Raw genomic sequence first — 12231 nt, forward strand, 5'->3', positions numbered from 1 at the left:
GCTCCGATGGCGTCCCGTGGGCGGCGCGGTCAGCCCTTCGCGGCGGCGGACCAGAAGCCGGCCTTGTAGGTCTCGGCCGCGAGGACGGCCTGGCCGGACTCGTTCGGGTGGAAGTAGTCCCAGCCGCTCACGTGCGACAGGGCGAACGGGTAGTTGAAGACGGCGTTGCCGTCGAACCTGCAGTTGGCGTACTGGCCGCACACGTCGGCCAGGACGGTGTTGAACGCGATGTTGCGCTGCCGCACGCGGTCACGCCGGGCCACGTCCGCGGCGGCCGTGGACGTGGGGTTGGCCAGCATGGACTGGCAGATGCCGAACGCCGACCACGCGGTGCGCGCGGTGCCGTTGTCCTTGCCGACCTGCCACAGCCGCCGGATGTCGGGGATGCTGGCGACGAAGATCTGCGCGTCGGGCAGGCCGTTGCGCAGCGTCGTCATGGCGGCGCGGAAGCGGGTCTCGAAGTCGGCGACCGACGTCATGGTCGACTCGGAGCCGGTGCACACGTCGTTGGCGCCGATCAGGATCGTGACGTAGTCGGCGCCCTGCGAGACGGCGGTCTGCGCCTGGCCGTTGAGGGCGGCGACCTTCGCCCCCGTCGCGGCGTCGTTGTAGGCGGCGAGCGAGGCGTTCTGGGCCCGCAGCCTCAGGTAGTGGCTGTTGACGGCGGTGGTGGAGCCCGTCGACCAGGAACGGCTCGGGCAGTCGACGTACCAGCCGCAGGCGTTGAACCCGCGGGTGATCGAGTCGCCCAGGGAGGCGATCCGGTCGGGGATCGGTGCCGCCCAGGCGGGAACGGACAGCAGCCCGAGGACGAGGGCCGCGATCGTCGCGGGCAGCGCGAGGAGGAACAGCAGCGATCGACGGAGACGGGGGGACGGGGCCACGGGGCACCTCCGCACAGGGGTGGGACGCGAGCGCGTGACGTGCAGCGCTGATTCGAGAGTGAGCGCTTGTGCCCCGCCGAACAATACTTGCGGGTAGCTTTGTCAATAAACACAAAGAATGCGCCCCGCGATGGGCAGAACCGGCCGCGCCGCGCAATTCCCGAGGGAGCTGCGCGACGCGGCCGGACGAAAGCGGCCCGGACGCCGCTGATCGGCTAGGAGCCGGTCGTGAAGGGCGCGGGCAGGCGGCCCTCGCGCACCATTCGCTGGAACATGCCCTCCATGACGTCCCGTTCGTTCAGGTGCGGGAACGGGATGTCGGGCACGTCGACGTCCAGGAACCGGCACAGCGGTTCCCATCCCTCGCGCACGTCGAAGACCAGCAGCCGGTCGGCGGGGATCGTCTCACGGACCCTCGCGACGTGCCGGTGGAAGCCGTCCAGGGCCACGGCCTCGGACAGGTCCGTACCGAATTGCCAGCCGTCGAAGGTCTCCCGGCCGAACCGTTCCAGCAGCGGCCGCATCCGCCGCATGCCCTCCAGGGACGGCCGCACGGCCTCGGGTGCCTCCTCTGGGTCGATCTGGCGGAACGCGGCCTGCGAGCTGAGCCACCGGAAGCTGGTGTACCAGCGCTGCGGGTCGCGGACGGTCAGCACCACCTTGGCCTGCGGGTATGTCTCGGCGAGCTCCTTCCAGAAGAAGCTGGCGGGCCAGTCCTGGCACGAGTCGTAGCCCGCCATCACCCGGTCCCAGTCCGGCGTCGCGCCGGACGCGGCCGACAGCCACCGGTCGACGTGGTCGGGATGGGTCATGACCTCGAACATGTGGTAGCAGGGCCCGAAGCCCAGCCGTTCCAGCGCGGCCTTCATGGACGCCGTGCCGGTGCGCGGGAAACCCGCGCCGATGACGCGCATCATCGTCCTGCGTCTCCTTTCGTGGCACCGGCCGCGCCGCTCCGGGGCGCTGTGGCGGGAACGACCGGCACCCGCCTAGGTCTGTGCCCAGAACGGCGCGGCGGTCCACGGAAGGGTCAAGAAAAGATCAGCAGGATCCGGTCCAGGAGCACTCGAGCCGGATGTCCGCGCCGTGGTCGGCCTGGACCATGACGCTGCGGACGCTCCCGCCCGCCAGCCGGACGGCGATCTTGTCCTCGATGTCCTTGGGCGCGCCGCCCGCGTACCCGTTGAACATCACCGAGAAGACGAGCCGGCGTCCGGACGGCTCACGGACGTATCCGGACAGTGCCGTCACGCCGGTCAGCGTGCCGGTCTTGGCGTGCACGTTCCCGGCGGCGGGGGTGCCGCGCATCCGGCTCGCCAGCGTCCCGCCGACCAGCGGGTCCGGGTCCCCGGCGACCGGCAGCGCCCGGTACCAGGCGGGGTACCACGTCCTGGTCTGGACGCGGCGCAGCACGGTGGTGATGTCGCGGGGAGCCGACCGGTTGAGCCGCGACAGCCCCGACCCGTCGGCCATCTCCAGCCGGCCGGCGGGCACGCCCAGGCTCCGCACGTACCGCTCGATCACCGGCAGGCCCGCCTCCCAGGTGCCCTTCCCCCTGGCCTTGCGGCCGATCGACTTCACCAGGATCTCGGCGATCACGTTGTTGCTGAGCTTGAGGAACGGGGTGGTCAGCTGCGACAGCGGCATGGAGACGCGGTCGGCCAGCCGGACGGCCCGGGCCGGGGTCGCGCCGCGCCGGACCGTGCCGTCGACCGTGACGCCGTGGTCGGCCAGCGCGTCGCGGAAGACGTCGGCGGCGTACAGGGTCGGCTCCGGGACGGTGCGCAGCGTCTCGTACCGCGTCCCGCCCTCCGGGTACGAGCCGCGGACCACGATGGTGTCGCTGCCGTTGGCCCGTTCGACCGACAGCGTGGACGCCGAACCCGCCGGACCCGTGACGGCCCGGTTGTCGACCTTCACCGCGTCGGTGGGCGGGGTGAGCGCCACGCCGACCGGCTCGCCCCGCGCGCCGGGGGTGACCGACACCTTGACCGAGCCCGCGTCGTAGGCGTCGTTCGGTGAGACGGTCAGCGCCGAGATCGGCCCGGCGTAGGCGTACTGCAGGTCGGTGGGGTCCCAGTGCGCCGGGGTGCGGACGGCGTCGAACCAGGTGTCGTCGGCGACCAGGTCGCCGGTGACGCGAGTGACGCCGCGCGCGGCCACCCGGGCGGCGAGCGCGTCGTACTCGGCGGCCCGCATCGTGGGATCGCCGGTGCCCTTCAGATACAGGTTCCCGGTGATCGTGGACCCGTTCACCTTCGCGGCGAGCACGCTCGTCCGGAACCGGTAGCCGGGGCCGAGCAGGGAAAGCGCGGCGGTCGAGGTGTTGATCTTCTGGTTGGAGGCGGGGAGCAGGGCGGTGTCGGCACCGCGCGCGTACCGTACGGCGCCGGTCCTGGCATCGCTGACCAGCACGCCGACATCGGCGTCGGCGAGGCGGGGGTCGGCCAGGATCGCGTCGAGGTCGGCCCGCAGGTCACCGGCCGGGGCCGGGGCCGGGACCGCCTGCCTCGGCTCGGCCAGCGCCGCCGCGGGCGCGGTGGCCAGACCCACCGCGAGCAGGACGCCGAGCACGCCGGCGATTCGTCTACGCATGAGGCGAGCGTAGACAGCCATCTCCGATAAGTCCGGCGAATCGGAATGGCTCTCGTCGATCAGCCGACTGTTCGACCGGGCCGGAATCCGCGCACTCCGACCACGTCACGTCGGGCCGCGCGTCCCCGAATTCCTGTGGGCGCCGCGTCGCAGTGCGGCCAGTGCCGGGCGGACGACCAGACGCCCCAGCGGCCCGTCCGCGCGCAGCGCGGCACGGGCGGCGTTGGCGCCGCAGGCGCCGTGCACCCCGCCCCCCGGATGCGCCGACGCCGACGCCAGGTACAGCCCGGGCACCGGCGTCTCCGGACGGCCCAGCCCGCCGGGCACCGGCCGGAAAACCAGCTGCTGGTGCGGCGCGCTCGTCCCGCCGTTCAGCGCGCCGTTGCGCAGATTGGCGTTGTGCCGCTGGAACGCGGGCGGATCGATGACGCGGCGGTCGACGACCCGTTCGCGGAAGCCCGGCGCGTACCGCTCGATGAGCCGTTCCATCCGGTCGGCCATGGCCGTGCTCTCGCGTTCGTCCCAGACGCCGGTGATCCCGTCGGGGCCCGCGTCACCCGTCACGCGCTGGGGCACATGCGTGTACGCCCACACCGACTCCGTCCCCGACGGCGAGCGCGTCGGGTCGGCCGTGGACATCTGCCCCAGCAGCATGAACGGCTCGCCGGGCACCCTGCCGGTGGCCAGGTCCGCGCAGTAGCCGGTCAGCGCGTCCATCCCCGACGCCAGGTGCACCGTGCCGGCGCGTGCGGCCCCCGGGGACGACCACGGGATCGGGCCGGACAACGCCCAGTCCACCTTGAACGTCGCGAGGTCCCACTGGAAGCGGCGCATGTCGGCGCGCAACGCGGACGGCAGATGCTCCCAGCCGACGAGCCCTCCGTACAGGGCGGGCGCCGAGACGTCGGCGAGGACGGCCCTGCCCGCCCGTACCGTCTCGCCGCACGCGGTGCGCACCCCCGCCGCGCGCCCACCGGCCACGACGACCGAGGTGACCGGGGTGTCGCAGTGGACACGTCCGCCCCGCGCCTCCAGCCGGCGCACCAGCGCCCCCGTCAGCTCGCCCGCGCCGCCCTCCGGCACCGGCCACCCGTACTGCTGCCCGATCATCGTCAGCAGCCAGCCGAACGCGGTGCCGCCTGTCGACTCGGGGGACAGGTCGGTGTGCAGCGCCGACCCGGCCAGCAGCAGCCGCCCGCCGGGCCCGGAGAACTCCTCCTCGCCGGCCCGCCGCACCGGCGACAGCAGGAAGCGCACCATCCGCAGCATTCCCGCCGCCCGCAGCCGCGCCGCCATCGACGCACCCGCCCGCAGCGGCGGGAACGGCCCGAACAGCGCCGCGAGCAGGTCGTCGCCGATGTGCTCCCAGCGCCGGTAGAGCCGCGTCCACGCCTCCCCGTCGCCCGCGCCCAGCTCCTCCAGCGATTCGGCGGTGCGGTGGACGTCGCGTTCCAGCACGGCGCAGCGTCCGCCGGGCAGCGGGTGCGCCAGGACGGCCGGGGCGTGCCGCCACCGCAGCCCGTACCGCTCCAGCGACAGGGCGCGCATGACGGGGGACGCCACGCCCATCGGATAGAACGCGCTGCACACGTCGCTGACGAAGTCGGGGTGCGCGCCGCGGTCGCTGCGCACGCCGCCGCCCGGCTCGGGCTGCGCCTCCAGGACGTCCACCGACCAGCCCGCGTCGGCCAGCACGTTGGCCGCCACCAGCCCGTTCGGCCCGCTTCCGATCACTACGGCGTCGCTCATGCCCCGCGCTTTACCCTCAGCCGCGCCGACTATCGGACGCGGACCACCGGCCTGCCCACGGCGGTGTGGTCGCCCACCGTCGCCCACCCGCCGTGTTCAGGGCGGGAGCAGGCCGATGGCCGCCTTCGCCGTTCGGATCCTCTCACTCGCCAGCTCCCGCGCCCGTTCGGCACCCTTGCGCAGCGCGGCCCGTACGTACTCGGGGTCGTCGGCGAGTTCCAGATAGCGCTCCCGGACGGGGGCGAGCGTGGCGACGACCGCGTCGGCGACCGCCTCCTTCAGTTCCCCGTAGCGGTCGAAGCGTCCGGCCACCCGCTGCGGGGTGTCGCCGGTGCACGCGGCCAGGATCGTCAGCAGGTTGGACACGCCCGGCTTGTGCTCGGGGTCGTACGTCACGTCGGTGCCGGCGTCGGTCACCGCCCGCATCACCTTGCGCCGCAGCACCCGAGGTTCGTCCAGCAGCCGCAGCGCGCCCGCCGGGGACGCGGCGGACTTGCTCATCTTCTCGCCGGGCGTGGCCAGGTCCATGACGCGCGCGGCGACCGGCGGCGTGACGGCCTTGGGGACCGTGAACGTGGGCCCGTACCGGGCGTTGAACCGCTCGGCCACGTCGCGGGCCAGTTCGAGATGCTGGTTCTGGTCCTCCCCGACCGGCACCTCGTCGGTGTCGTAGAGCAGGATGTCGGCCGCCATCAGGATCGGATAGGTCAGCAGCGAGACCCGGACGCGCCCGCCGCGTCGCGACTTCTCCCTGAACTGGATCATGCGCTGGGCCTCGCCGAAGCCCGTGGCGCACTCCAGCAGGTAGTGCAGTTCGGTGTGCTGCGGGACGTGGGACTGGACGAGGAACAGGCACGTGTCGGGGTCGGCGCCCGCGGCCAGCAGCAGGGTCGCGAACTCCAGCGTCCGCCGCCGCACCTGCGCCGGGTCGTGCTCCAGCGTCAGCGCGTGCAGGTCGGAGATGAACACCACCGTGTCCGTGTCCGCCTGCGCGGAGACGATGGGCGCGATGGCGCCGATGTAGTTGCCGAAGTGCAGGTCACCCGACGGGGTGAACCCGGTGAGACGTCGTGGCATCGTCCGATGGCTCCCGTGGAGGTCGGGGCCGCCCTGGCCTGGCCACCGGACGCGGACACACGCGACGGCCGCCCGAACAGGGCGGCCGTGTGGTCAGAACACGCGAATGGGTCAGTGCCGCCCCCTCAGGGGCGCCACCAGCCGAGACGACAGGAACCCATCCGCATGCCGGTCATGGTACCACCCGACCTCCATGCCCACAGATATTCTGAATGCCGACCATCGGGCCGCAGAATTGTGCGCCCATTCCCGTGGTGGACGAGAAGACCTTCCACGGCAAGCCTGGTCGTAGCTCGATAAGGCGGATCGATGCGGTCGCGGCAGAGGCCCGATGAGCTGCGAGAAGTGCCATGGCAAGATATCCGCATAAATGCTTATCGATGCCGGATTGTATGACGGGGACGGGGAGTCAAATATCGCTGCCAAGAGGTGGTGATGTCCATTTGCCTGCGGGGCTGACTGGGTACGTTGACAGTGGGCACCCGCCTTACGGTCCGAACACGGACCACCTGTCGACACCGATCACAGGAGCGTGAAAAATGACTGACTCGCGCGTTTCTCCGACCGTCTGGAGGAAGAGCAGTTACAGCAGCGACCCGAACCTCGCCGTGTGCGTCGAGGTCGCGGCCGTCGACGGTGCCCGTGCGATCCGCGACTCCAAGGACCCGGACGGTCCGCGGCTGTCGATGTCGGTCGCGGCCTGGCGCGGCTTCATCGGCTCCATCAAGAACGACGCCTTCGCGGGCTGACGCCGCCGACGGCACCGGGGGCGCGTTCCGGCACCGCCGCGCGCCCCCATCCGGCTGGTCCTCGTGACGGCCCCGCCGGCGGTCGCCGCGGACCAGCGCTCAGTGCAGATCCAGCCGCCCCCGTTTGACCTCCTCAAAGAGCCTGCGCAACGCCGGTTTGGGCATCACGATCGTCCTGGGCTCCGGATCCTTGCTGTCCCGAATCGCGCCCCACGAGCCGATCACGGCAACGCAAACGCAGCCTCCGGCGGATTCGTGGCTGCCGGATCTAACGCTTTTGCGCCACGACGCTTCGTTCCACTCCCCTTGGCCGACCATTACCTCTTCCGCTCCTCGGGAGCATTGCGGCGTTCGTAGATGAGGGACGGCGCTGTCCGTGATGAGGCTCACCGACGATCGGCCGCCTGTGACGCGCTCCTGTCTGCCGCTGATTGTCGAAAGGAAGAGCCTGAAATTTCAGACACTACGGTACATATTTACTATACGCGCGATGTCCGGTCGTGTCCAGATGGTGGACAGGGGATGGGGGAGCGTGCGGGCGGAGTAAGGGAAAAGCGTTGACCCGCTGATCAAGCTACCTTACCCCGCGCGCATGAGATCGAAACACCTGTGGGTCAGGGCTCGCCTCGATGGACTCCGATCCTCGCCGTACTTGCACGTCCCGCCGGTTACACAGGGATGGGATAGATATCGCAGTCGGCGCGCTTTCCCTGCTGCGCGGACAGCGTCGCCGGGTGTTTGGGGCCGTGCACCCTGCGCAGGCTGTCGATGGTGCGGGCGGAACGGGCGGCGGCCTCCTGCTCCTCGCCCAGGGCCTGCAAATCGAGCGCGAGGTTGAACTCGCAGGCCAGCGCGGTCGGGTGCAATTCGCCCAGCACACGCTGAGCCACTTCGAGGACCGCCCGGTCCCTTTCCAGCGCCTCCTGGCAGTTTCCGAGGGCGTAGTGGTCGCTGGCCAGATTGATCGCGCACACGATGGCGCGCGGGTGGTCGCGGCCCAGCACCCGGCTCAGCACCTCGAGAGCGGCCTCGTCGAGCCTGCGGGCCTCTTCGGCCTGGCCGTTCAGCCGCAGCGCCACGGCCAGGTTGACGTCGGCGGACGCGGTGTTGGGGTGATCGGGCCCGAACGTGCGCAGGAAGTCCTGTCCGGTCTCGCGGGCCAGCTTGATGGATTCCTCCAGCCTGCCGACCTGGCGGAGATTGACCGAGTGGTTGAGCGTGGCGGAGATGCGCCCCGGGTGGGAGGGACCGTAGCGGGCCTGGTAGCGCTCGATCGCCTCGGTGGACAGTTCGAACGCCCGCTCGTGGTCGCCGGCCTTGCGCTCCATGACCGACAGGGCGCTCATCGCCTCGGCCAGCCCGGTGAAGCTGCTGCCGAAATGGGTCTCCAGCCGCTCGACGTTCTGCCGGGTCAGGTCCCGCGCCGTCTCGTAGTCGCCGCACTCCATCTCGTCCACGGCGATCGCGGCCAGCGAGGACAGGGTCCTGCCGTGCGTCTCACCGAAGATCGTCACCAGGTGCCGGTAGGTCTCGCGGTCGAGGTCGAGGGCGCCCCGGGCGTCGCCGTTGAGCCGCAGGCTGACGGCGTACAGGTGGGCCTGCTGCAACGTCATCGGGTCCTCGGGCCCGTACATGCGCCGCAGCGTCTCGTAGTTGTGCCGGTCGTGCTCCAGGGCCTGGCCGAACTGCCCGAGGAAACGCAGGTCGGCGGTGACGTACTGCTGGGCCTCCAGGGTCCGCTCGTCCTCCGTGCCGTGTGCGCGCTTCTGGGTCTCGAAGACGCGCACGTGGTGCTGGTAGGCCTCCTCGAAACGGCCGTCCAGCCGCAGCGCGAGACCCAGTTTGATCCCGGCGGCGAGGGTCTGGTCGTGGTCGGGGCCGAGCGTCCGGGTCCAGGTGTTGACGGCCTCCTCGGCCAGTTCCAGAAAGCCCTTGTGGTCGCCCCACTGGAAGAGGAAGTCGATCTCGTTGAGGACGAGCTGGCGCGCCCAGACGTCGTCGGACTCGACGATGCGCGAGTAGAGGACGTGGGGGAGCAGGTCGGCGTACCGCTGCCAGTTGGTCGGCAGCACCGGGTCCTCGGGGTCGAACTTGGCCATGAGCTGGTGGCCGCACCGGCGCAGCAGTGCGGCCTCGTCCGGGTCGAGCTGGCTGACCAGCACCCGCTGCACCAGGCGGTGTAGCTGGATCGTGTTGTGCTTGTGGCTGATCTTGGCCAGGGCGTACTGGTTGATGGCGCGGATCGCCCGGCCCAGCCGGACGGGGTCGCCCAGGGCCTCCAGCAGTTCGGGCGGCCCCTCGACGTTGCGGGCGCCCGACAGCAGCCGCAGAGAAATCGGTTCGGGGGCGAAGAAGGCGCATACCTGCAGCAGTTGCAATGCGGCCGGTTCGCTGCTGCGCAGACGGTCCAGCGACACGTTCCAGGCCGCGGCGACCGGCAGTTCGTAGGCCGTCGGAGCCGCGTCGTGGAGCAGTTCGGTCGCCTTTTCGTGCTTCTCCTTGAACAGATGCAGATATTCGTCGACGGGCATTCCCGTCTCGGCCAGCCAGACGGCCGCCTGCGCGATGGCCAGCGGCAGGTCGCCGAGGACATCGGCCAGTTCGTCGGCCGCGGCGTCGTCGAGCTCCGGCCCGCGCAGGCGCAGCAGCGCCTTGCTCTCCTCGCGGGCGAAGACATCGACCTCAAGGGAATTGGCCACCTTCGTCCACGCCTGGTTCCGCGACGTGACGAGAATCTTTCCGGGGCCGTTGGTGGGGAAGAACTGCCGGACGTCCTCCAGTTCCTCCGCGTTGTCGAAGATGAGGAGCCAGTTGCGGTACGGGCGGCCGAGGCGCAGCGCCTCGCGCACGGCCGGCACCGCGACGTTGACCTCCTGGCTCACCGGCAGGTTCAACGCGGCGGCCAGTTCGGTGAGGTCCTGCTGGATCTGCCCGGGGCGCTCGGACCGGACCCACCAGATCAGGTCGTAATCCGCCGTATGGCGGTACACGTACTCGATGGCTATCTGCGACTTGCCGACGCCGCCCATTCCGTGCAACGCCTGCGGCAACACGGCCGTGGTGCCCTGTGAAAGCCGCTGATGAAGCTGTTCGAGCAGTTCCTCACGTCCGGTGAAACTGATGTTCTGCGGGGGAACGTTGCCCCATACCGGGGGCGGGTCGGACGGCTTGCGGTCAGTCACCTGAGGAATATTGCGAATGGTCACACCGACTCCAAGTGGGGGAGGCTTGGGAATGTCTCGGGTGACGACGGCCCCGTCCGCGGCGGCGTCCAACATCTGCGTCTGCATCTGCATGGGGGCGTTCCTACCCGCTTCGTTGGCGTCCAGTGGAGGCGTCGCCGATCGTTGATCAATTTTTTGTGTCGTGGAAGGCGGCTCATTCCTCCGGGCCGAGCCGAGGAGTCGGGACTCGAGCTCTCTGGCGGCACGGAGATAAGGGCCCGCCAGCGCGCGGAGCACATGCAGCGTCGGTACGGCGAAAGGCACCAGCTCGGAGCTGATCTCCGGCGGGTCCGCGCGCTCCGGCTCGGTGACCATGGCCATCAGGTCGCGCAGCCCGGCCACCCGATCACCCAGATGCCGTCCCACCATGAGCAGGACCTGCGTGGTGTCGGAGCGGCGGCCGCTGGCCAGCAGCTCGTCCCGGACGCCGGGGACGAAGTCGAGCGTGACCTCCTCCGGCGCCTCGGTGCCGGGGGCGCGGCCGGTGCCGACGCGGCGCACCAGGCCGCTGCCGACCAGCTCGGCCAGATCCGAGGGCCGCGACCGCGGCAGCATCGTCCGCTGGACGAGCCGCATGACGGGCGCGTTCAGCGGCGCCGCCGCCAGATGCACGGCCAGCGAGAACACGGCCGGGCTGACCGCCGCGCGGAAACGCCGGACGAGCTCGGGCGCGGACGCGGCCGGCGTCCCGGTGTCCTCGTCGTCGTCCGGACGCCAGGACGGGGGCTGTCCGACCGAGCGGGTGTCGCACACCGCCACGGCGCCGAACCAGCTGCCATGGGACCCCGCCACGAAACGCGCCCAGCCGGCGAGCTGGCCGGGGTTGAGCTCGATCACCGGGATGTGGACGTGGGAGGGGCCGGGCGCCGCCGTGTCGTGGACGACCGGCGGCCACGGTTCGTCGCGTACCGGCCGGCCGGCCGCGAACCGTGGCGGTGTTCCGGCGGCCGGCACCCCGTCGCCCGAGGGTGGGGAGGGGTGGCCGCCGGACGGCGCGGACGGGTAGCGCACCCGGTAGAAGCGGTTGGGCGCGGCCGGAGCGGACGCGTACAGCCTGGCGGGACGGGTGACGAGCCCGGTGCGCCGCCACTGGCGGCGGGCCAGCAGGTTGATCACGACCAGCGGGACCTGCCGCCCCCATCCGGCCAGCAGCCGCTGCGCGGTGCCCGAATGCCATGCGCGTCCGACGCCGTCCGTGAGGACGACGAGGAGCCTGCGTTCGCGCCGCCCCCGTCCGATGAGCCCCGCCGCCGGACGGGTGACGGACGGGCGGCCCGCCAGCCGCAGCGTCGGCTCCACCAGGCCCGGCCGGTCGGTGTCGAGCAGGTAGGTGCGGATGGTGCGGAACGCCCCGACCCGGCCGACGCAGTCGACGAACGCGTCGGCCACCGGGCGGGTGAGCGCGGACAGCGGGCCGTCGTCGACGATCACGTCGAGGTCCAGCCACCGCTCCAGGGCGGGGCGCGTCTCGGGCAGCCACAGGTCGTCCTGGACGGCGCGGACGGCCGTCGCCTCGTCGTTCAGCTCCGGGTCTCCGTGCGGGGACGGCACCGGCTTGCGGAACGGCCGCAGCGCCTGCTCGATGCGGCGCCGGTCGGGCAGCGGATGCACCCCGGCGAACGGGTCGTCGCCGAGGAGCCCACCGGGGCGGGGCACGCGCACGTGGCCGCCGTTGGCGCGTTCGCCCGGCCGGGCGGGACGCGCGGGGGCGGGGGCGCCGAACGTGAAGCCGTTGAGCGACGACGGGACGCCCGTCCGCTCGCGGGCGGAGCGGTCCTCGCGTGGACGCGTCGCGTGGGCGCGCGCCTCGCCGTCGACGCCGAGCCGGTCCGTCGCCGTGCCGGGACCGGTCCCGCCGCCCGCGGGCCGTCCGTCGCCGTCGGCGGCGGAGGGCCGCCCGCCCTGCGGCGTCGCCCCCGCCGGGGGACGCGTGGACGGCGGGGCGCAGGCGGC

General features: G+C 71.7%; 8 protein-coding genes. 1 reads left to right on the forward strand and 7 read right to left on the reverse strand.

Translation table 11 applies throughout. The features are described from left to right. Window positions 1-29: 29 nt before the first annotated feature. The 5 genes from ABD811_RS07790 to trpS form a co-directional block, all read right to left on the reverse strand. Entirely contained in the window at window positions 30-884 is an 855-nt protein-coding gene (locus tag ABD811_RS07790) for an SGNH/GDSL hydrolase family protein (RefSeq protein ID WP_344943041.1), read from the reverse strand. 215 nt (window positions 885-1099) lie between these two features. Beyond that, window positions 1100-1801 (reverse strand): sulfotransferase family protein, encoded by a 702-nt coding sequence (locus tag ABD811_RS07795; protein ID WP_344943043.1) that lies wholly within the window; start codon window positions 1799-1801, stop codon window positions 1100-1102. A gap of 124 nt (window positions 1802-1925) precedes the next feature. Continuing rightward, a complete protein-coding gene (gene dacB, locus ABD811_RS07800; protein ID WP_344943045.1) occupies window positions 1926-3479 on the reverse strand; it encodes a D-alanyl-D-alanine carboxypeptidase/D-alanyl-D-alanine endopeptidase in 1554 nt (517 codons plus the stop codon). Window positions 3480-3584: 105 nt separating this feature from the next. Further along, window positions 3585-5228 carry a phytoene desaturase family protein gene (locus tag ABD811_RS07805; RefSeq protein WP_344943047.1) on the reverse strand — a complete coding sequence of 548 codons (1644 nt, stop codon included), beginning with the start codon at window positions 5226-5228 and terminating at the stop codon, window positions 3585-3587. Between the two features lie 96 nt (window positions 5229-5324). Beyond that, window positions 5325-6305, reverse strand: coding sequence for a tryptophan--tRNA ligase (gene trpS / locus ABD811_RS07810; protein WP_344943049.1), 981 nt, complete (start codon window positions 6303-6305; stop codon window positions 5325-5327). 539 nt (window positions 6306-6844) lie between these two features. Here trpS and ABD811_RS07815 point away from each other — a divergent pair. Continuing rightward, entirely contained in the window at window positions 6845-7054 is a 210-nt protein-coding gene (locus ABD811_RS07815) for a DUF397 domain-containing protein (RefSeq protein ID WP_344943051.1), read from the forward strand. Window positions 7055-7153: 99 nt separating this feature from the next. On the opposite strand, the gene ABD811_RS43905 is transcribed toward ABD811_RS07815, so the two are convergent. Both ABD811_RS43905 and fxsT read right to left on the reverse strand, forming a co-directional pair. Then, window positions 7154-7372, reverse strand: coding sequence for a DUF397 domain-containing protein (locus tag ABD811_RS43905; protein WP_360707219.1), 219 nt, complete (start codon window positions 7370-7372; stop codon window positions 7154-7156). Window positions 7373-7722: 350 nt separating this feature from the next. Further along, window positions 7723-12231: FxSxx-COOH system tetratricopeptide repeat protein (gene fxsT, locus ABD811_RS07820; RefSeq protein WP_344943054.1), on the reverse strand; the 4509-nt coding region annotated here is incomplete at its 5' end.

This window comes from Actinomadura miaoliensis, from assembly GCF_039536785.1.
Lineage (GTDB): Bacteria > Actinomycetota > Actinomycetes > Streptosporangiales > Streptosporangiaceae > Spirillospora > Spirillospora miaoliensis.